This window comes from Candidatus Dependentiae bacterium, from assembly GCA_040878395.1.
In the GTDB taxonomy this organism is placed as follows: Bacteria; Babelota; Babeliae; order Babelales; family Vermiphilaceae; genus JAKBEL01.
Map to the genome: position 1 here is coordinate 74,952 of JBBDMI010000003.1, position 20,323 is coordinate 95,274.

At 36.0% G+C, this 20,323-nt stretch carries 19 protein-coding genes and 1 other RNA gene; 12 read left to right on the forward strand and 8 right to left on the reverse strand.

The features are described 5' to 3' along the window. Nucleotides 1-24: 24 nt before the first annotated feature. Nucleotides 25-504, forward strand: a complete 480-nt coding sequence (locus WD055_00720; GenBank protein ID MEX0848734.1) for a DUF2062 domain-containing protein — start codon at nt 25-27, stop codon at nt 502-504. A gap of 8 nt (nt 505-512) precedes the next feature. After that, nucleotides 513-971, forward strand: coding sequence for an SsrA-binding protein SmpB (gene smpB, locus WD055_00725; GenBank protein MEX0848735.1), 459 nt, complete (start codon nt 513-515; stop codon nt 969-971). Nucleotides 972-980: 9 nt separating this feature from the next. On the opposite strand, the gene WD055_00730 is transcribed toward smpB, so the two are convergent. Then, nucleotides 981-1,247, reverse strand: coding sequence for a type II toxin-antitoxin system YafQ family toxin (locus tag WD055_00730; protein ID MEX0848736.1), 267 nt, complete (start codon nt 1,245-1,247; stop codon nt 981-983). Nucleotides 1,248-1,249: 2 nt separating this feature from the next. Continuing rightward, entirely contained in the window at nt 1,250-1,531 is a 282-nt protein-coding gene (locus tag WD055_00735; GenBank protein MEX0848737.1) for a plasmid partition protein ParG, read from the reverse strand. A gap of 199 nt (nt 1,532-1,730) precedes the next feature. Here WD055_00735 and ssrA point away from each other — a divergent pair. The 6 genes from ssrA (at nt 1,731) to prs (ending at nt 7,884) form a co-directional block, all read left to right on the forward strand. Then, nucleotides 1,731-2,102: a transfer-messenger RNA gene (gene ssrA, locus WD055_00740) on the forward strand. 135 nt (nt 2,103-2,237) lie between these two features. Further along, complete coding sequence (locus tag WD055_00745) at nt 2,238-2,480, forward strand: GIY-YIG nuclease family protein (protein ID MEX0848738.1); 243 nt, start codon at nt 2,238-2,240, stop codon at nt 2,478-2,480. Between the two features lie 123 nt (nt 2,481-2,603). Beyond that, entirely contained in the window at nt 2,604-3,035 is a 432-nt protein-coding gene (locus tag WD055_00750; protein MEX0848739.1) for a hypothetical protein, read from the forward strand. A 420-nt stretch (nt 3,036-3,455) separates the two neighbouring features. Then, on the forward strand, nt 3,456-6,152 hold the full coding sequence (locus WD055_00755) for an HAD-IC family P-type ATPase (GenBank protein MEX0848740.1): 2,697 nt from the start codon (nt 3,456-3,458) through the stop codon (nt 6,150-6,152). 100 nt (nt 6,153-6,252) lie between these two features. Further along, the gene (locus WD055_00760) at nt 6,253-6,876 is read left to right on the forward strand and encodes an OmpH family outer membrane protein (protein ID MEX0848741.1); all 624 of its coding nucleotides are present in this window, start codon (nt 6,253-6,255) and stop codon (nt 6,874-6,876) included. Between the two features lie 87 nt (nt 6,877-6,963). Next, entirely contained in the window at nt 6,964-7,884 is a 921-nt protein-coding gene (gene prs / locus WD055_00765; protein ID MEX0848742.1) for a ribose-phosphate diphosphokinase, read from the forward strand. Between the two features lie 221 nt (nt 7,885-8,105). On the opposite strand, the gene WD055_00770 is transcribed toward prs, so the two are convergent. Both WD055_00770 and msrB read right to left on the reverse strand, forming a co-directional pair. Further along, nucleotides 8,106-9,512: a hypothetical protein gene (locus tag WD055_00770; protein ID MEX0848743.1), complete on the reverse strand. Its 1,407-nt coding sequence runs from the start codon at nt 9,510-9,512 to the stop codon at nt 8,106-8,108. Nucleotides 9,513-9,514: 2 nt separating this feature from the next. Beyond that, complete coding sequence (msrB, locus tag WD055_00775) at nt 9,515-10,633, reverse strand: peptide-methionine (R)-S-oxide reductase MsrB (protein MEX0848744.1); 1,119 nt, start codon at nt 10,631-10,633, stop codon at nt 9,515-9,517. A gap of 88 nt (nt 10,634-10,721) precedes the next feature. Here msrB and speD point away from each other — a divergent pair, with 88 nt between their 5' ends. Beyond that, nucleotides 10,722-11,195: an adenosylmethionine decarboxylase gene (gene speD, locus WD055_00780; GenBank protein ID MEX0848745.1), complete on the forward strand. Its 474-nt coding sequence runs from the start codon at nt 10,722-10,724 to the stop codon at nt 11,193-11,195. 17 nt (nt 11,196-11,212) lie between these two features. Beyond that, entirely contained in the window at nt 11,213-11,734 is a 522-nt protein-coding gene (gene pth, locus WD055_00785; protein ID MEX0848746.1) for an aminoacyl-tRNA hydrolase, read from the forward strand. A 69-nt stretch (nt 11,735-11,803) separates the two neighbouring features. Here the strand turns inward: pth and WD055_00790 are convergent, their stop codons facing one another. Together WD055_00790 and WD055_00795 are read right to left on the reverse strand one after the other, a co-directional pair. After that, entirely contained in the window at nt 11,804-12,280 is a 477-nt protein-coding gene (locus tag WD055_00790) for a hypothetical protein (GenBank protein MEX0848747.1), read from the reverse strand. A gap of 196 nt (nt 12,281-12,476) precedes the next feature. After that, nucleotides 12,477-13,550: a hypothetical protein gene (locus WD055_00795; GenBank protein ID MEX0848748.1), complete on the reverse strand. Its 1,074-nt coding sequence runs from the start codon at nt 13,548-13,550 to the stop codon at nt 12,477-12,479. A gap of 132 nt (nt 13,551-13,682) precedes the next feature. On the opposite strand from WD055_00795, the gene WD055_00800 reads away from it, so the two are divergent. After that, entirely contained in the window at nt 13,683-14,756 is a 1,074-nt protein-coding gene (locus WD055_00800) for a DUF2339 domain-containing protein (protein MEX0848749.1), read from the forward strand. On the opposite strand, the gene bamD is transcribed toward WD055_00800, so the two are convergent. Further along, nucleotides 14,746-15,819 (reverse strand): outer membrane protein assembly factor BamD, encoded by a 1,074-nt coding sequence (gene bamD, locus WD055_00805; GenBank protein ID MEX0848750.1) that lies wholly within the window; start codon nt 15,817-15,819, stop codon nt 14,746-14,748. The genes WD055_00800 and bamD overlap by 11 nt on opposite strands. Before the next feature lie 218 nt (nt 15,820-16,037). Here bamD and gspE point away from each other — a divergent pair, with 218 nt between their 5' ends. Continuing rightward, the gene (gspE, locus tag WD055_00810) at nt 16,038-17,753 is read left to right on the forward strand and encodes a type II secretion system ATPase GspE (GenBank protein ID MEX0848751.1); all 1,716 of its coding nucleotides are present in this window, start codon (nt 16,038-16,040) and stop codon (nt 17,751-17,753) included. 28 nt (nt 17,754-17,781) lie between these two features. Here gspE and WD055_00815 read toward each other — a convergent pair whose 3' ends face one another. Beyond that, complete coding sequence (locus tag WD055_00815) at nt 17,782-20,238, reverse strand: ABC transporter substrate-binding protein (GenBank protein MEX0848752.1); 2,457 nt, start codon at nt 20,236-20,238, stop codon at nt 17,782-17,784. Nucleotides 20,239-20,323 lie beyond the last annotated feature (85 nt).

The following is a 20,323-nucleotide window of genomic DNA, read 5'->3' on the forward strand; positions in this document are numbered from 1 at the left end:
TTAAGTTTTTGAAGTAAGGCTAGAATGATTATACAAAAAGTTCAACAGTTTGGTAAGAGAATATTACAAACAGAGGGTTCGATAAAAAAACGTGCTCGTTCAATATGCTTGGGTATTTTTATCGCTTTTTCGCCATTTGTAGGATTACATACCCTAATGGCATTTGCTTTATGTTGGTTATTTTCTCTTAATTATCCCATTACCGTAACGGTACAATTGGCTATAAATAATCCTTGGACTTGGGTTCCTGTTTATGGATGTGGTTATGGTTTTGGTAGATTATTAAGTAATGTATGTCATATTGATTTTGCACAATGCTCTCCGAAATTTTTTTCATCTATTGAGCCTTTGTGTTCAACGGTTGGCGTGTCTGCCGATTCCATTTGGATCTTTTTCATTGGAGGCAATGTTTTGAGTGTTTTGCTTGCAATAAGTATGTATATTCCGATAAAATGTCTTTTCAAGAAACTTGAACAACGAAAAACATCAGCAACCTCTTCATGAGTATTTAAATGAAAATTATTGCATCGAACAAAAAAGCATTTCATGATTATCATATTGACGATCGCCTAGAGGCCGGCATTGTTCTTTCCGGCGATGAGGTTAAATCAATCCGTGCTGGGCATATTTCGCTCAAAGGTTCATTTGCACATATTCAAGGTAATGAACTTTTTTTGGTCAATTGTCATATTACCCCGTATACAAAAGCTTTTGATAAGGCAGGCAAAGATGAAGAATATGCAACACGTCGACGAAAACTTTTAATTCACAAGCGTGAATTGACTAAAATAATGAACGATATCGCTCGCCAGGGAACAACAGTTGTGCCACTTAAAGTGTATTTTAAGGGTGGCTTGATTAAGGTTGAGCTTGGTATCGCAAAAGGTAAGAAAAAAGCTGACAAGCGCCAGGCGTTAAAAGAAAAAGACCTTAAACGTCAAGCAGATCGTGAGATAAAAGAGCGGTATTAAGTTAAATAATTAAAAAAGGTCAGCATGAGTTCCTGTTCTTACTAAAATTATTTCTTGAATTGTTTTTTTATAGATTAAAAGCCAGTCCGGTTCAATATGGCATTCCCAGTATCCTTTCCAGTTGCCATGAAGGGGGTGGTTTCTATTTTTTGTAGGTAAAGGTTTTTCTTTTATAAGTAGTGAAAGAATATCGTTCATTTTTTTAAGATTTTTTCCATGCTTTTTTACTTTTTTAAAGTCTTTTTTAAATTGACTTTCGTAAGCTATGTTGAGCATTCTTAGCTTTCCAGTTTTTCAAATAGGTCTTTTATGTCTTTAGCTTGAACAAGCTTTTTGCCTTTTTCAATGTTGGAAATAGCTTTTAAGGTTTCTTTATTTGGCGTGTGAGAATGATTACAGTCAACTTTTTGATCAGATTCATCAATCCAATCGTCAATTAATTCATTGATAATTATACGCATGCTTTTTCCGCGTGCAGCTGCCATCGCTTTTAATCGACGATGCTGTATTTTAGGGACATCTACTACGATTCGTGATAATTCGTTTTTTTTAGGATTCATAACTGTTTTTTGCCTTTTTTTGTATATTTATATAATACTATATTTATATAATACTATAAATGTATAAAACAAGTAAAGAGGCAAGGTGTTTGGGTGTGATATTCATGAGAGAGAAGGTAATCTTGACTAATAGAAACACTTTGGCTACTATAATAGTATGATTTCTTTGAAACAAATTTCAGGTTTTCTCTAAAGATTCGGGGGCGTCCAGGCTTCGACGTGTTATTTAGGGTCTGAGGTGCATGCCGAGCGTTGACTGAGTGCTCGTTAAACAATTGGTTAAACTATAAATGCAAACACTCAGGTGAATGCAGTACCAGCTTTCGCTTAATAGCTAGTTGGTATTCTTGTTAATTAAAACGTGCCTATCAGTTTTGTTAACTCGTAATAACTCAGATAGGATTTCCAGAGTGAGCATTCATCATTGTGTAGCTTTGGAAATATTACGCAATGATCTTATATGTGATGCTGAGTTCTCAAGGCCGTATATAAGTATAATTGAGAAATAAGCATGTAGTACCTAGGATTTGCGATAGTGCGGACATGGGTTCGATTCCCATCGCCTCCACCAGTCTTCGTTCCTTACGGAACTTCGTCTGGCAAGCCAGTTTTTTTAAGGAATTGATTTTAAAATAAAAATAACTTTATTAGAACGAAGACTGCCCGAAGAAGCCTTGGCGAAGACGGGCTTTTAATTCTGGTTATCATGTATTATGTATATCTTATTAAATCACTGAAGTATTCAAATCAAATGTATGTTGGTATAACGACAAACTTTAAAAAAAGATTAATTTGTCATAACTCTGGCGGTTCTTTCCATACGGCCAAGTTTAAGCCTTGGGAGTTGATTACCTTTATATGTTTTAAGGATAAAGTCAAAGCAACTGAATTTGAAAAATATTTAAAATCACAATCCGGTAGAGCTTTTGCCAAAAAACGATTGATTTAAATTTTTCAAAAACATTTTTCGATAGTTAAAAAACAATGCTCATGATAAATGGGCGTTTTTTTTTGCGCAATTTTGCTAAGCTTTCTTTGTCTTTTAAAAAGCAAAGCTTAAAAGGAGTCTGTAATGAAAAAAGTGGTGTGGTGCATAGGTCTATTGTGCGCTCAAATTTGGTCAATGGATGATCAAGAGCAAAAAAAGGGAACTGTTGTAGTAGGTTCAGGTGAGGTTAAGATTGAGGATGGTTTCGATGTGAATAAAGCTTTAGATATTTTGCGGTTTTGTCAAAGAGCAAAAGCAACAGACTCTGCGCCCAATGGCTATATTCCCGGAACAGTGGCAACTGTTCTAGAGGCAGCCTATCTTAAAGAGCCGACATATTTTGAGCAAACGTACAGTGATTTATTCACTAAGGTATTGATATGGGTAGAGCAAAACATATTGCATGAAGAAAGAACGTTTGATGTAGATCAAGGCTTAAAATTTTTGTCTTTATTGCAAAAAGCAAAAGCAACGGAATCATTTGCCGATAAGTATGTGCCAAAAAGATTATATTGAGTTGATGTTTCAGCTGTCCTGGAAACTGTTTGGATAAAGGATCAAACTCGTTTTGAACGCGTCTATGGTGGGCTTACCACAAAAATGTTGCAATGGACAGAGCAGAATCTATTGGATGGAAAGCCAAAAGAATAATACAATAGGCTTTTTTAAAGCAAAAAAAATATTGATCATTGTGTTTTGTATTTAGTTACCTGTATAGTTTTTATTAGTAATGTCATTGAAAAATTCGCGGGATTGTCGTCAACATCAAAATTCCATGACTTGAAGGGGAGTGGGGTGAACAATTCGTTTTCATTTAGGGATATTGGCGATGTGAATGGAGGTTCTCCCGCGATCTTATCTTTTTTTATGCTGACATTTGTGCTTTTTTTTTCTACGCTAACGTGATTAAGAATCAACGTTCAGGTAGGATTTTTTATGAATCAAGAATTAGACATTTCATTGAGGGCGCTAGAGCGTCTATGCAAGACCAACATTAAAGATGGTTTATCTGCTGCTGAAGCTCGCAGACGACTAGAAACTGATGGCAAAAATCGATTGCCTGATGTAAAGCAAGAAACATGGACCATGGTTTTTTTGCGTCAGTTTCAAAGCCCGCTTATTTATATGTTATTAGCTGCTGCGATCATTATTTTTTTTGTAGGTGAAGATAAATTAGATGCATTTATTATTTCAGGCGTACTGCTTTTTAATGCTATTGTAGGCACCATTCAGGAAGGGCGCACGCGTTCAGTTTTACAAAGTTTAAAACGATTTGTGAAGACCACCTCTATTGTTATACGTGATGGCAAAAGAGTGTTGCTTGATGATGTTGATATTGTGCCCGGGGATGTTATTTTGTTGCAAGAAGGGCAACGAATTCCGGCAGATGCTTACGTTTTCCAATCGAATGCACTGCAGCTTGATGAAGCAATTTTAACAGGTGAGTCACGCCCGGTGTATAAATCACCTTATGTAGAGTGTGCGCAGGGCGAGCAACAAGATCCGGCAAATATACTTTATAAAGGGACATATGTATTGTCGGGTTCAGGCAAAGCAGTTGTATTTGCAACCGGATCGTATACTGAGGTTGGTAAAATTCATAGCGGCATTGAGGGCCTTGATACTAATATGCCACTCAAGCGAGAGATTGATCGGCTTTCATACTGGTTGCTTCTGGTTGTTTTGGGCACGTGTGTTGTACTGTTTACAATTGGACTTTTTGCAGGTCAACCATTGCGTGAATTATTAGTAATGTTGACTGCATTGTTTATTTGTGTTGTGCCTGAAGGATTACCGGTTGTCATGACTTTAGTATTGGTGACCGGCGTATATCGTATGGCAAAACAAAATGTCTTGGTTAAGCATTTGCAGGCGGTAGAAGGTTTGGGGCGTGCTGATGTTATTGCGGTTGATAAAACAGGAACGCTAACGCGTAATGAGCTTTTGGTTAGTAAGGTCCTTACTCATGATGATCGCTATGTTGTTTCGGGTCAGGGATATTATCCTGAGGGTGACATTTTATTAAATAATACAAAAGTAGAAAAAGTTCAATTTGATGCCCCATTGTATTCGATGGCGGTCGCTGCAGGATTGCTCAATTCTGCTGAAATCACCTATGATGAATTGCGTCATACGTTCGATATAAAAGGTGACCCGACTGAGGCTGCAATGTATGTGTTTGCCAAAAAAGCGGGATTTGATCAGCAACTGCATGATGCATATGAAAAATTGTATGAAATCCCATTTAGCCCTGAATTGCAGTATCATGCAGGCTTTTTTGAGCATGAGGGCCAAGGGATTATGTATGTTATCGGTGCGCCAGAATTACTATTTTCAATTTCTGAGCCGGTGCATAAAAAAGATGATGGCTTTTTACGCGATTTGCTCAAAGATGGATTGCGCGTGGTGGCGGTTGCTTCAAAAGCGTTTGATATTGATATATTCGCTCCGGACATGGCAGATGATGCACGATTTGATGTTGCATTATCCGTTTTAAAAAATGGGCCGTTAACTTTGCATGGTCTTTTTGGTATTCAAGATTCTATTCGTCCGGAAGTTCCTGAAATGGTGGAGAAAGCACAAGATGCAGGCTTGCAAGTGATTATGGCGACAGGTGATCATAAGGATACTGCATTGTATGTTGCAAAAGAGGTGGGTATTTTCAAACCGGGTAATGATACTTTAACGGGAACTGAGCTGAACAATCTCAGTGATGATGAGATGCTCGCACGGCTTGAGCGCACAACGGTTTATGCACGTGTAATGCCGCAAGAAAAAATGCGCTTGATTAAACTGTTTCATAAAGAAAATCGCATTATTGCGATGACCGGTGATGGCATTAATGATGCGCCGGCATTGGTTGCAGCAGATTTGGGTATTGCCATGGGAGGCATTGGGACTGAAGTTGCAAAGAAAGCAGCAGATATAATTTTGCTTGATGATTCATTTGCAACAATAATTCGCGCAATTGAGCAAGGGCGACATATATTTTATACGCTCAAGCGAGTGATTTTATATTTTTTTGCAACTAATGTGGGTGAGGTATTGATCATCCTTTTTGCTTTGTTGCTTAATGCATTTGGATATGATTTTCCCTTGCCGCTAACTGCGGCGCAGATTTTATGGCTTAACTTGGTAACGGACGGTTTTTTGGATATTGCACTTTCTATGGAGCCACAAGAGGAAGGGCTGTTGCGCAAGAAATGGTTACAAGAAAAAGTTCATCTTGTCGATTGGTATATGGCAGCAAAAATGGTGTTTTATGCAGTGCCTATGGCGATAGGTTCTATATGGATATTTTTTCAATATTATCAAATTGATGTGCGCTTAGCTCGCACAATGACTTTGATATGTATGGCGATGTTTCAATGGTTTAATGCATGGAATTGTCGATCAGAAAATAGATCATTATTGAGTATCGGTTTTTTGACGAATCGATGGCTTATTCTGGCGACCGGTTTTGTCTTGTTCCTGCAATTTTTACTTGTTTATGCACCATTTATGCAATATATTTTCAAAACGGTTCCTTTAAGTTTAGATCAATGGTTATTGATTTTGGGCATCACAGCGCCCATTGTTTTGTTTGATGAAATGCGCAAAGCGATTGTTCGATATATTTGGCCAGAGGGCTAAAGCATGGCTGGAAGGCTGTTGACTAATTTTGCAAAAAAGTTAAAGTTAAAAAAGTTAACCTAATATGTTTATACTACATTATTTTAAGAAGGATATGTATATGAAAAAGAAAATGTTATTTACCTGTGTTTTGTTGAGTTCAGTCGGTCTTGCATTTGCTAAGGATGATAAAGCAGTTACTAAAGCCGATGCAAAGACAATGCCTGCAAAGAAGACAGAGCTTGATCCATCAAATGTGCTTTATGTTGATATGCAACAAGCAATGTTGCAATCAAAACAAGGTGCTGAAGCACAAAAAATAGTAGAAGCAGAAGAAAAGAAATATGCTGAACTTGCACAAAAAGAACAGCAAAAAATGATGAAGTTAAAGGCTGATACAGATGCTAAAGCTTCTATGATGACTGCTGACGCACGTCGTAAAAAAGAAAAAGAACTTGCAGATATGCAACGGGATTTCCAAAACAACATGCAAGACTGGAAATATGAATTGCAATATACTATGCAACGCGAAACTGATGCAATGGTAAAAGATATTGAGCAAGCAGCAATTAGTTTAGCTAAAAACAACGATAAAGCTGCTGTGATTGATGCAACAACCGGTCGTGCACTTTATTTGCGTGATGATGTAAATAGCACTAATCAGTTGGTAAATGTACTTGATGAGCAATATACATTGAAACTAGCTCAACAAAAAAATGATAAAAAAGCGGCAATAACTGCGTAAGTTTTTTTAAGTCGTATTGATTAAAAGATATATAAGCCGAAGAGATATCCTATTTCTTCGGCTTATTTTAGTAATAAGGAGCTGTTGATGAAGCAAATTATTATTGCATCAGAACATCAGGTGCAGTTAGCCGAGCAGATTGCACAAAAAATGAATGTTCCTTTAATCATGTCTAAAACAGTTCGTTTTGCTGATTCTGAAATGCGCATTGATTTTGTAGTAGATAATGATTTAATTCTTGAGGCGCATGCGATTGTTGTACATTCAACCGGCCGTCCGGTGCATGATAATTTAATGTGGTTATTGTTAACCTGTTATCAATTAAAGCAAAAAGGTGTAAAAACGATAACTGCAGTTATTCCCTATTTTGGTTATGGCAGGCAGGATAAAAATTCGGATGGAACTGTTGGTGCAGTACAGATGATAGCGCGTATGCTTGAGGTTGCGGGTATTGATCAGATTGTAACCGTTGAGTTGCATGTTCCTGAGGTTATTAAGTACTTTTCTATTCCGGTACATAATATTAAGTTAGATAATTTTATAGCCCATTTTTTAAAGCATTATTGCATAAAAAAAGATTGTACCTTTATTGCACCGGACAAAGGTGCAGATGATCGTGTTGTTGCGATTGCAAATCAATTGGATGCGCCGGTTATGCATTTTGCAAAAGAGCGTTATGCTGTCAATCAAACCCGCATTATTTCATCGCAAGGTACATGTAAAACAGATAAATCAATCATAATTGATGATATTATTGATACCGGTTCAACTATTGTTCATGTTGCGCAGGAATTGTACCAAAAAAACAGATCATGTAATATTGCAGCATTTGCAGTTCATCCTGTTTTGAGTGCAAACGCATCAGATTATTTGCAACAGTCGGTTCTTTCTAAAGTTTGGGTAACTAATTCAATTCAATTGGCCATTGATCAACAGTTTAAAAAACTTGAGGTTGTTGATATAAGTGATGAAATTGTTGCATGTTTGGACAATATTAGTATTCAATAGTGCAAGTTTTTGCAGTTCAAGAAATAGTTAAAAGATTTGTGCCTGAAAAACGTGAGAAGGCTTTTGCTCTACTTGCTATGGGCACAAGTGAATCTGAATTGCTAAAAATTGTGTGAAATTATTGAGAGATCAAAAAGGTGTACATGGAATTCCTTTTTGATCTCTCATGGTTTTTGGCTCATTTCGGCATGATATCTTGGAAAATAATCTGTTATTGCTTGTTATTGTTCTGTTATCAGTTCGCCTCCGCTTTGCTCTATAGCAGTTCTAATGTGATCTATTTGTGTTGAGTCTAATGCTGTTCCTTTTAGATGTAATTCTAGACTTTCTGGTCTTATTCCGAAATCAAGCTCTTCAGGGATATGTTCTATTGGATTATTTGAGAGGTCTATGTGCCATATGTCAGGAAATGCCTCTTGGCCAAATGAAGGGAGTGTTGTTATAAGATTATTACTGAGAGCCAGGGAGTTGAGCTCATTCCCTATTATGTTGTCAAAAGAGCTTATTTTGTTATGTGCCAGATCAAGCCAATTTATATTATTAAGGTTTGCCGGTATGGTTGAGATATTGTTGTGTGTGGCATAAAGATCTTCAAGATTTTCTGAGGCTAAAAAATCGGGCAATTGTGTAAGAGCATTGTAGCTGATATCAAGTTCTACAGGATTTAATGACATTATATTTTTCGGGATTGATCGTAAACGATTGTGCGAAAGATTAATTGCGAGTTCTTGAGAGATGTCAGGCGGGTCAGGAAGTCCATCTAAGCTTGTAAGGAACAATCTTGATAAATTTAAAGTTGTTACCTCTTTTTCGTCTAGGCCTATTTCAGATATAGATCCCGGTTGGAATTTAATGAAATGTTCAGGTAGCTCACGGATCGAGAGCTCAAAGTAAATATTTTTCCATTCTTCAGGCATTTCTTGATATGTTAAAAAATATTGTTTTGCGATGTAAGGCATGTAGTTTCGTATAATATTAGGTGCAAGAAATTTATTCAAGAAGGCTATAATTTCATTATGATCTTCTGGGATATGTACTTGAGTAAATAGATATTTTATTAAAGCATTTTTTATTGTATCGCTTGCTTGAAAAAAATCAGTAGCATTCAGAAGGATAAAGATATTAGGATTTCGTTTGATATCACGTTTGGACATTTTTAAAGCTGCAAAATAAATTTGGCCTTTATGCCAATAATAAGGGGCAACTTGCTTGCTTAATATGTTTTTAATTTCGTTATCGATTTCTTCAGGTCGCTGCTCAGCTACTGTCATTATATTAATTATATCTTTGAGTGCTTGCGTATCAAAAAATGAAAACTGATACACTTTTGCAGTTGGATCAATACCTTGCTCCTGATCAAAGGCAATCAATTCATTAAGTGTTTGAGATTGATTTTGAGCGGTTTCCATTTCAATTGGGAGCAATTCATGACTATCAGATTCGACTGAAGATTGTATATGAATTATTTTGCCGGTTTCTCTTTTTTTTCTTTCATCTTGTTTATTTTGTTCGGTTCGAGATCGTTTGCCTAATGTTGATACGTCCGGCATTATTTCATCAGGATTATATGCTGCGGGTAGGACGACGTTGGCGCATAATAATAAAGTTAAATAATGTCGCTTTTTCATTGTTAGCTTTCCTGTTTAAATAGTTTTTCGTATTGTTCATAACCTTCTTTTGCAAGATCTTTAGCCGGTACAAAACGCAAGGCTGCAGAGTTCATACAGTAACGCAGGCCGCCTTTATCTTTAGGGCCATCATTAAAAACGTGCCCTATGTGAGAATCGGCATGTTTGCTGCGAATTTCGGTACGTTTGAAAAATAAAAAATTGTCTTCTTTTTCAACAATGTTTTCCGGTGCTAGCGGCTGCCAAAAAGTTGGCCATCCAGTTCCGGATTTATATTTATGTATTGAACTGAACAATGGTTCTCCTGAGACTATGTCTACATAAATACCTGGCTCAGTATTGTCCCAGTAGGCATTATCAAATGGTTTTTCCGTGCCATTTTCTTGGGTAACTTTGTATTGCATTGGTGTTAACGTTTTGCGTAGCTGTGCATCGGATGGCTTGATAAAGCTTTGCCAATCTTGTTTGTTCATGTTGTTATATGGGCGCACTGGAACTTTATAGTGCTGTTCGTTGCCCCATGTTTGTTTTAGATACTTATCGCGTCCTGATCGTAGGCGAAAAAAAGCATATTTAATGGGATGCTTTTTATAATAATCTTGATGATATTCTTCGGCTGGATAAAATGTAGATGCGGATAAAACTTCGGTTACAATAGGCTTTTTGAATATTCCTGTTTGTGCAAGTTGATGCTTTGACTGTTCAGCTTCACTTTTTTGTTGTTCATTGTGATAAAAAATAGCTGAACGGTATTGCGGTCCACGGTCGCCAAATTGTCCGTCGGCATCGGTTGGGTTGATTTGGCGCCAAAATATTTCAAGTAAATCATGGTATGAAATTTTTTTAGGGTCGTAGGTAATTTGTACCACTTCGATGTAACCTTTTTGTGCGTAGTCTTGATAGTTTGGGTTATCTCCTATCCCGCCCATATATCCTGAAACAACTTTTATTATACCATCAGCTTTTTCATATGGTGACTCCATGCACCAAAAACAGCCTCCGGCAAATGTGGCAACAGTAGGAGTATGAAGGTTATTTTTGTTGTCACGAACTGGCGCTTTGGCAATAAGCATTGCTCCTCCCAGGGAAAATATAATAAAAATCAAAAATTTGTTTCCCATTGTAATTCCTTTTTTTTTAAGTATAATCGATAGAATAAGTTAATATCAATAAAAACCTTGTCTATTTGTAATTTTTATGGAGCAGCCTATGAAAAACATTTGTATTCTTGTCATATTATCTTTTTCTGCCTGTCTTAGTGCTCAGTCTGTGTATGAGATCAATAATCTTTTGCAAAAGCATGAGTATAAAAAAGAAGGGGTTGTCGAGCATTTAGGAACGCATATTATTGCAGAATTTATGGGATGCTCGTTTGATACTTTAGATAATCATGATGTACTTGCAGATTTATTGCGCAATGCAGCGCAAAATGCACGTGCGACGGTATTGAATGTTTCAACTCACAAATTTGAACCGTATGGCATGTCAGGGTTGGTATTGTTACAAGAATCACATATTTCTATTCATACTTGGCCGGAATTTGGTTATGCTGCAATTGATATTTATACATGTGGTGAGCATGTCAGTTCTCAAGCTGCTATTGATACCTTGGCCGCATTTTTTAAGCCTGAACATGTCCGTCAGATCGAAATCAAGCGTGGTTTTGATAAACTGATGAGTTAAATAATAAAAAGAAGATCATGGAGCAAGAAAAAAATATAAAAGCAATTATCGGTTTGGGAAATCCCGGATCGAAATTCAAAAAACATCGACATAATATTGGATTTTTGGTTGTTGATGAGTTTGCCCGTCGGCATCATGCTGATTGGCAAAGTAAGGGTTTATTTGATCTTGCTGAGTTACAACATGATGGTAAAAAATTGTTGTTACTCAAGCCGCAGACATTTATGAATGATTCGGGCAAAGTTATTCCTTGGTTACAAAAAAAGGGAATTGAACCTGAAAACATCATGGTTATCCATGATGAGTTAGAAAAACCGTTTGGTCATACATCAATTAAATTTGGTGGCTCTGCTCGTGGCCATAATGGATTGCGCTCTATCATTGCTCATACAGGCAAAGACTTTTATCGTTTGCGTTTTGGTATTGGGCGTCCTGAACGTAAAGAAGATGTTGGCGATTTGGTTTTGAGTAACTTTTCTGAACCACAGCAAGAACTTGACCGGTTGATTGACCAGGCTGTTGATATGCTTGAAGATTAAAAAATTAAAAAAAGAGAGCTCTTTATATAAAAAGCTCTCTTTTTTTAATTTAATATAAACAAATTCTGTTTATTTTTGTTCGTTTGAAACTTCTTCAGATGTAACTGCATCATCAACGTTATTTTTAGTTGAAGTTGTGTTAAATAATGAATTAACGTTTTGACGAGCCATGTTCCAATAGTTAGTTGCATAAGTTTGTGTTGTTGTGAATGCTTTGTTGAACTGATCATTTTGACGAACTTCTGCCAATGCAGTCGGTGCGTTAACTTTAGCGTTGAATAATCTTTGTCTAATTGCTGCAAAACTGAATGGATTTTGTAATTGTGTAATTGGTGTGCGAGTGTCTGGATTTTGCATGAAATATTCAGCAGTTTTACCTAGTCCATAACCTGAAGTTCCATAAATTACCGGACGGTTAAAAAGTGCTTGACGAGTAAGAGTTGCAGCTGATGTAAATAAGCTTTTTGTTGCAACAAGCATTGCATGGCAAGGTGCTGCACAAACTAATAAGAGCGCAAGAGTAAGCGCTTTTTTCATAGATAACATAAAGTATCCTCCATTTGAGCATGAAATAAGGTAAAAAATGCTTTTCTACCCTGTTTTTCAGCTTTTTATATTAATATATACACTTATCATTTTACATAATTACCTTGGTTTGTCAATTTGTATAGAATAGTTGCCTTTTGCTTTAGTATTATTTCTATTAAGCTGTTTTGATAAAGGTGCTTGAGTAAAAAAGTATCTATAGTCCTGCTTTAGAGCAGATTTCAGAAGAAACTTTATAGCATGCTAAGCCAAATAATATCATTCCTGCAGCACGGCCTGTAGTATAGCTTCTAATTCTATTAACATGTCCCAAGGGGCTTTTTTCCAACAGTCCTCGATAGCGCAAAATGTTTAGAGTTGCTTTTGTGCGTAGACCAGGAGATGTTTCAGAGGTATTGATATGTTTTGCTGCTGCATTATATGTCAGAGAAATGTTTATAGGATCGATGTTAGAGTTATAAGAAGTATAAGATGAAAGATGTCTTTTTATGCCTTCTTCTGTTAAGTGTTCTGTAGGATGTTCATGATATGAGCATCGTTGATAGCCTTTTTTTTCAATAACAGGTGCAATTTGTTCTATATGTTTTCCACCTGCTACGACAATAGATGTTCGATTTTTTCTACGATCCTCGGATATTTTTTGCAGTATATGCAGGTCAAGCAAATGAGCTTCTCGACTTGAGAAGAGGCAATACGTTGGCAAAGGATTGAGTCCTAGTTTTGAACGAAATAGATTTGTTACTTTATTATAGTTGGTCATGCTAAAAGGGTAGTGTTGTAATTTCTTAAGTATTGGCAAACCATATTTTTCAAATTCACCAATAATTTTTTTGTTATGTTCTTGAAAGTCATTTTTATAAGCTAATGTTTGTTCATATTGTTTTAATATCGGTGGTGCATAGAAACATCCTAAAACGCTATCTTCACGAGGTCTAAATTCAATGTTTGAACTTTTGATACCGGCAGCTAATGCCCAAGGATGTAAACAAAATAAAGGAATTTCTTTACCAAATCGGTGGGAAGGGCCTAGTAGTAATAGCCGTGATGTTTTAGCAGCCATTTTGTCTTCAACAATCATATGGGCATTAGGTATGTGTGATGCTCCCTTAATAAGTTCATATTGTTGGTAACAGCTATGTTTATCTGGTAGATGAATATCACCATAACCGATAATGACATGATTGTTTGCGGGGTCCTTCCAGATACCGGCGGAATATATTATTGCTTGTACATGTGATCCAATCAGTAGTGTTAAAAAAAATAATAACATAGTTAAAGGCCTTTCTAGTTTAGCTCTATGTGTTTAGTTGTGCATATATAATAGTTTATATATGTATATTGCTCAATAGGATTGATGCTTGAGGCTGTATTATAGTATCTTCATATAAATATGGAGGATATAATGAGTCAAAAAAATAGCTTAGTATTAATTATCGATTTCTTGAGTAATTTGTTTAAATTAATTATCCCGGCTATGAGTGCCTTTTTATTTGGTTATCTTATGTTTCGGGCCACTCCTATAATTTCACCAATGATTGCTTTAATATCTGTTACTTCAGTTGCTGTTCTGTTTATTGGAATGGCATTTTATCTCTATCACTTTAAAGATGATATCTATATTGCTTATGGGGGTGCGATAGCCGGTGTTAGTCTGTTATATGCATCTTTTTATCAAGCATATGTCTCATTTGCTCTTTTCAAGCCTATTGAAACCTTTTGGCATTTAACTATTATTGCTCTTGCAGCAGCGTATGCGGCGGTTCGTTTTCAGGGTTGGTTACTCGCAGTGTTGGCAATCGCAATGAGTTTGGTTACGCCTTCAATAGTATTGGTTTTCTTGAGTAGATCTTTTTTAGCTTGGTATTTTGTTTTGTTTTTATTGTTTTCGATGCTGATTGCTTATTGGCGGGGTTGGTTTGAATTGGCAGCTTTGAGTTTTCTGGGGTTTGTAATGTATAATCCGCTACTTTTTACTTTTACCGATTTAGAGGGAAAAAAAGGATTTTTGAGTATATATCAAGTTTTTTGGATTGCAGCAGCTCTTTTTGGTATTTATACCTGTATCCCATATTTCTATACATTGTTTTGGGCAAAAAAAAGAATCTTTGAATCGATTAGTATTACTGTCGGTGGAGCATATAGTTTTGCATTGGTGCGTTATATTATTAAAACGCAATTATCGATGCTTGAAAAGCTTCCTTTTTTTATCAAGTTATTTGTTGGTAAAACGCTTATTATGAATGATATTCATATGTATCTATTTTTGTTGTACGGATTAATATATGCGCTTCTCTTTGTACTTTTATATTTAGTAAACAGACAAGCGAAAGTCGTACTTGCAACATTAGCAAGTTTATCTGTTATTTGTACAATTGGCATGTTTTATACGCAAACGAAAGCTACCGGAATTTTGCGATATATAATGCGTCTACGTAGATTTTTGTTGCAAACTATACAAGTGGTTATTAGGCAGTAACCTGTTTTATATCTTGTATGGTCGGCTTTAAAGCTAATGTAATTTCATGATCAGGGAATTTTTCAATTAATTCATTCAATTTTGTTTGTTCGATAGTTTTGTTTTGTTCTGCTTGGGCAAGCTCGATTTCCAGTTTCAGTAATTTGGGTTCGATGTTTGGGCGGACAACCAAATCATTGCTGCGAGCATCATCTAATCGTTTGTGAGCAGAACGATAAATACCACGGCCGATATAATGCTGAGCAACATAGAGATTGCTATCAACAAGTTTTTGTTGGCACATGCGCTTGAATTCGGAAACGCGCTCTATGTTTTCTTTGGCATAGATTGCAGAACGTGTCTCAAACTGTTTAATCAAATTGAGTGTATCTTCAGTTTTTGTTTGATCGCGATCAAAATTTGCAGTCTGTTCCCAACTGCACTCAATCGCTTTTACAAATGCCTGTTCAACATATTCATTGCCGGGATAGAGTTTTATAAAGTCATCGAACAGTTTTTCTGCTTTTGCATATTGCCCTGTTTTCATCAAAAGTTCTGCCCATTCGAGCATGATGAAAACTAATTGCTCAGCATTTTCAGTCAGACGGAACATTTTCTCAAGATATTTAATAGCAACTTCATAATCACCTTCTAAAAGAAGTTCATTTTTTCGTTGCAATAGTTGGTGGAAATTCATTTGGCTTATAGTCAAATGCTCTTTGCGTGGTGCTCGGCGTTTTTGCATCCATTTTTTGTATGATGCTTTTTCTTTTCGTTCTTTATTTCTTTTTCTTGCTTCGTCTTGATCTGGTAGGTTGCGACTAAATTGTTGGCTGAGTTCCTGTTTTTGTTTTGTGTATTCAGTTGGAGGTGCAGGGGCAAAAACGAGCATTCTTGGCGGTTCTTCATCAAGAACTTCATTTGTAACTGTGCTTTGATCTTGGGTGGTCTTAGGGTTTTGATTTTCAGTTGTCTTTGGTTCTTGTGTAGTTATTTTTTCTGTTTGTTCAGATTTTACAAGATCATCTTTTGCATGTATTGCAGTGATCGTTATCAGAGATAGTATAAGAGCAATCTGTTTCATTTTTTAAACCTTTTATAGATCAAGATAGTTTGAGTTGCATATAATAATTTTATCGCCTGGGCTTATAAAAGCAAATGCCATGAGATTAAGATTTGCTCCTTTTAATACAATAGGCTGTTTCAGGTTTCCCTTGTCTGTAACATTTCTATACTATTATTTTTATTGTTGGTTTGTTATGCTGTCAAAATAATTAATACAAGCCATTTTAGGATATGAAAATGTTCAAAAAGGATGTGGGAGATCTGCTCATTGAGGCAGGTTTAATAACTTCTGACCAACGAGATCAATGTAAAAAAGAGAGTAATGAGTCCGGTGCTGCAATAACTGAATGTTTATTAGCAAAAAAAATTATAACACCTGAAGCGCTTGCAAAAGCATTGGCAGCATATGTTGGTGCACCGTACATTGATGTTGTTACTGATAAAATGGCAGACATTACAACTTTAGGCAAAATTCCGCTCAAATTCTTGCGCGAAAATGAAGTTATGCCGGTTGTCATTGATGGAAAAATAACTACATTGACCTCAAATCCTATGCATTTTCAACCGATTGATGAGTTAAGTTTATTATTAGGTGGCAATATTGGTTTTGCTATTGCTCAGCCAAAAACGATCATCGAAGCAATTAATAAGTATTATCCGCTTGAAGGAACCAAGCAGATGATGCAAGAGTTGGCAGAAGAGGAGCCGGCACTTGAACAAGTAGAATTTACCGATATTGATGAAGGTGACATTGTTTCAATGGCTGCAGAAGCGCCGGTTATTAAGTTGGTTAATCATATTTTATATCAAGCGGTAAAACAGGGTGCATCTGATATTCATATTGAGCCGTATGAAAAAGAAGTTGGCGTTCGTTATCGTATTGATGGCGTGCTCTATAATATCATGTCACCGCCTAAAAGAATTCAGGATGCATTGATTTCACGTATAAAGATTATGGCGAATTTAAATATTGCTGAAAAACGTGTACCACAAGATGGACGAATAGATTTACGCATTGCGGGAAAACCGTATGATATTCGTGTTTCGATTTTGCCCGTGCAATTTGGCGAACGTATTGTGATGCGTTTGTTAGATAAGTCCCGTACTTTTTCTAATTTAAAAGATATCGGTTTTTCCGATCGAGATTTTGCAATTATTACTACAGCAATTTCAAAGCCGAATGGTATTATTTATGTTACCGGACCTACCGGTTCCGGTAAGACGTCAACGCTTTATGCGGTGTTAGGTGAATTGAATAAACCTGGAGTTAATATTATTACCGTTGAAGATCCGGTTGAGTATCAAACAAAAGGTATTGGGCAAGTGCAAGTTCGTAGTAAAATTGGTATGACATTTGCAGCAGCTTTACGTTCTATTCTGCGACAAGATCCAGATATCGTAATGATTGGTGAAACCCGTGACCAAGAAACTGCTCAAATTGCAATTCAAGCAGCATTAACAGGTCATTTAGTATTAAGTACATTGCATACTAATAGTGCACCGGCAACCATTACTCGTTTGCTTGATATGGGTGTTGAGCCTTATCTGATTGCATCATCTTTGGAGCTTGCGATGGCACAACGTTTAGTCCGTAAATTGTGTCCATACTGTAAAAAACCTTATAAACCGACATTAGAAAGGCTTGCAAGTATCGGTTTAGATGAAAAAACCGCAAAAGATATTACATTTTATGAGCCGGTTGGATGCGAAGAATGTGCACAAACCGGTTATAAAGGTCGTCTTGCTATTTTTGAAATGATGGAAGTTACCTCTGAGTTGGCAAAGTTGATTATGGAGCGTGCTGATACCTCTCTTTTGCGACAACAGGCAATGAAGGATGGTATGACGTTACTTGTACAGGACGGTTTGCGTAAAATTAAAGAAGGTTTGACAACTATTTCTGAAGTTCTTTCGGTCGCTACTGTTGAAGTTGAAGTGGAAGAGTTTGAATGACATACTTTTGTATGAAATTACATATTCATTAATTGTATGAAAGAAGATCGATTTCTTCCCATTCCGGTTTTCCAGTGTTTAGCCAAAGAGTATTTAATAGTCCGCGATCATAAAAATTGAGCTTGAGGCCTTTAAATTCGTAATTTTTTATATTTTCGATAAATTCTAAAAGATTGTCTTTATTTATTGGTTTTTCTAATCTTTTTAGGCAATCTATAAGAACACTAGAATTTATGTATGCTTCAAGACTGATTGTATTGAATTCTAAGCCTTTGTTGGCGGCATCTTTTCGGTATTCTTTAACGATGTTAATGTTACTTGCATTTGGATTGGGGACAATGTTTGAAATGATCATATCCAAACCTTTTTGTTTTAAGAAGTCTTCTAATCTTGGTTCAGAAAGCGTGTCGAGGCCAAACAACATTTTTTTTGTAAGAAAGTCCATGCCTACTTTGTTTAGAAGTTCTTTGGTTGGAATGGACAGGACATAAAAACCGATAGCATCAGGATTGAATTCTTTAATTTTTTTTGCTTGTTCGCTTAAGTCTAATACATAGCGTTCAGAACTTACAAATAGATAGTCAGTAATATTGTGCTTTTTGAATGCTTCTTTAGCTCCTTCAATTGCATTTTTTGCCCAAATATCGTTTTGATATAGAATAGCAATTCGTTTTGCATCTTTATTTTTAATTGCATAATCAACAAGTATTTTTCCTTGTTGAGCATATGAGCTGCGCAAATGGACAACATATTTTAATCCACGTCCAACACCTGAATTAGGAAAGAGTACTAAAACTTTTTCTTCTTTAATCAAGTCTTGATATGCCTCTAGTGTAGGGTCTCCAAATGGAGAAAGTAGAATATTTGTTTTATATTCATTCAAGAGAGTAAGTATGTTTTCACGAGTATTGTCAGGAGTATATTCATCATCCAAGGTGATGAGTTTTATGGATTTATTATGTACTCCTCCGCGATTATTGATATTTGTTATGGGCATCATGAGGCCATTTTGAATATTTGTTCCGTACATCTTAGCAAATCTTTCTAGTGGAATAGACGTACCTATAACAATAGTATTGTTTTGTACGACCATTCCAGTTTGTGGTTCTGGAGCAACCACAGCGGCTTCTGTTTCAGGTTTGACTTCTAAGGTATCTTTTTTTTCTTCCTTTTTTGCATCGACCGGAGTTATCTCATTGCTTTTTTGAGCAAGAGTACAGCTTTGAGAAAGTTTCTTAATTTTTTCTTCGATTTCTATTGTGTTTCTTAAGAGATTTGTAAATAACTGATCGTTACTTGTTGATTCTTCGTCAGATCGAAGTTCTTGCAGTCCGGTTACTAAATTGTAGGTGTTATTTTTCTTGAAGCCCAATAATTCTCTGACGTCTTGGTTGTAGAGAGTTATTGTCCATTCATTTAATGTCTTGCCTACATTAAGAAATGTAAAGGCATCAAAGTAAAAGTCTTGTAAATGACGATAGCTTTCAGTTGGTGCTGAAAGAAGTGTCCATGCAGTTGATCCTTTATCTGATTCGAGTTGGGCCAAGCCGGGTGTTGGTCGATATATTGTTGATCGACTTTCACTTTTGATAATTGCGCGAATATTTATTTTTTTTTCGCTATCTTTAACTTTATTATTAAGTTGAAAGAGTTGTATTCTTTTATCGGTACCTTCAAAAAATCCTGTAAATTTTTCTTCATCAAGTTCTGTTTTATCTCGTCCATAATGAGATATTCTTATAACATTAATTGATTCATCATCTTCACTTCCAATCAAATAAAGTGCAAGAGGAAGCGTGTTGAAAAAGCTTGAAATTTCTTTGCCTAAGGGAGGGTCTTCATTTGAAATTGAGGCAGCTCTAATGATTAGATCATCTTTTAAGTTAAAATTCTTCCAATGATCAACATCTTCATGATTGCCTCGTATATAAAATACTTTATTAGAATTTTCATCCATTAATTTTAGTATTAAGCCAAGTACTTCAAGAGAATATGCAGATCTATTAATAAAATCACCATTAAAAATAAAATAGTAGTCTGGTTTAATTATTTGTAGGTTTTCATCTATAATACCGCGCTTAAAAAGCTCTTCAAGAGCACGGACGAGGGAATGAAATGCCCCTTGGACGTCGCCCCAAATGATAAATGTACTGCCTTCTTGCGGTTTCATTTTTATTACGTATCGGCCAATGTACCCAGAGTTTTCTCGATCATTAGTTACTTTGGAAAGTAGGTGTGCAAAACCTTTTATATTCCATGAAGGTGGGGTTTTTATGTTGATTTTATAAAGAAATCTATTAAACCAGTTTTGGACAAGCGTACGAGAGTAGGCAGAAAAATCAGGGTTTGCCCAAGTGGTACCTTGTATTGGAGGATTTTCATCAATGCTCGCAGCATATTGACTGATTTCAGGTAAATTGGAAAAAAACGTAAAATTTATTGTGGGAACAATGAGGCTTACAAGTAGGATATAGATTTTTTTCATAAGGTATATGTCTTTTCGGTTGTGATTATTATTGAGTGCATTTTTGCTTTTTATTTTTTTATATGCACTTGTTTTTAAATAATTT

What these genes read in the sequence shown, in the direction of transcription:
- WD055_00790 (MEX0848747.1), bottom strand. Translation starts at nt 12,280, where the DNA reads ATGTTATCTATGAAAAAAGCGCTTACTCTTGCGCTCTTATTAGTTTGT.
- WD055_00730 (MEX0848736.1), bottom strand. Translation starts at nt 1,247, where the DNA reads ATGCTCAACATAGCTTACGAAAGTCAATTTAAAAAAGACTTTAAAAAA.
- WD055_00755 (MEX0848740.1), top strand. Translation starts at nt 3,456, where the DNA reads ATGAATCAAGAATTAGACATTTCATTGAGGGCGCTAGAGCGTCTATGC.
- WD055_00720 (MEX0848734.1), top strand. Translation starts at nt 25, where the DNA reads ATGATTATACAAAAAGTTCAACAGTTTGGTAAGAGAATATTACAAACA.
- WD055_00735 (MEX0848737.1), bottom strand. Translation starts at nt 1,531, where the DNA reads ATGAATCCTAAAAAAAACGAATTATCACGAATCGTAGTAGATGTCCCT.
- WD055_00745 (MEX0848738.1), top strand. Translation starts at nt 2,238, where the DNA reads ATGTATTATGTATATCTTATTAAATCACTGAAGTATTCAAATCAAATG.
- WD055_00795 (MEX0848748.1), bottom strand. Translation starts at nt 13,550, where the DNA reads ATGTTATTATTTTTTTTAACACTACTGATTGGATCACATGTACAAGCA.
- WD055_00815 (MEX0848752.1), bottom strand. Translation starts at nt 20,238, where the DNA reads ATGAAAAAAATCTATATCCTACTTGTAAGCCTCATTGTTCCCACAATA.
- speD (MEX0848745.1), top strand. Translation starts at nt 10,722, where the DNA reads ATGAAAAACATTTGTATTCTTGTCATATTATCTTTTTCTGCCTGTCTT.
- smpB (MEX0848735.1), top strand. Translation starts at nt 513, where the DNA reads ATGAAAATTATTGCATCGAACAAAAAAGCATTTCATGATTATCATATT.
- WD055_00800 (MEX0848749.1), top strand. Translation starts at nt 13,683, where the DNA reads ATGAGTCAAAAAAATAGCTTAGTATTAATTATCGATTTCTTGAGTAAT.
- WD055_00750 (MEX0848739.1), top strand. Translation starts at nt 2,604, where the DNA reads ATGAAAAAAGTGGTGTGGTGCATAGGTCTATTGTGCGCTCAAATTTGG.
- prs (MEX0848742.1), top strand. Translation starts at nt 6,964, where the DNA reads ATGAAGCAAATTATTATTGCATCAGAACATCAGGTGCAGTTAGCCGAG.
- bamD (MEX0848750.1), bottom strand. Translation starts at nt 15,819, where the DNA reads ATGAAACAGATTGCTCTTATACTATCTCTGATAACGATCACTGCAATA.
- WD055_00760 (MEX0848741.1), top strand. Translation starts at nt 6,253, where the DNA reads ATGAAAAAGAAAATGTTATTTACCTGTGTTTTGTTGAGTTCAGTCGGT.
- msrB (MEX0848744.1), bottom strand. Translation starts at nt 10,633, where the DNA reads ATGGGAAACAAATTTTTGATTTTTATTATATTTTCCCTGGGAGGAGCA.
- gspE (MEX0848751.1), top strand. Translation starts at nt 16,038, where the DNA reads ATGTTCAAAAAGGATGTGGGAGATCTGCTCATTGAGGCAGGTTTAATA.
- WD055_00770 (MEX0848743.1), bottom strand. Translation starts at nt 9,512, where the DNA reads ATGAAAAAGCGACATTATTTAACTTTATTATTATGCGCCAACGTCGTC.
- pth (MEX0848746.1), top strand. Translation starts at nt 11,213, where the DNA reads ATGGAGCAAGAAAAAAATATAAAAGCAATTATCGGTTTGGGAAATCCC.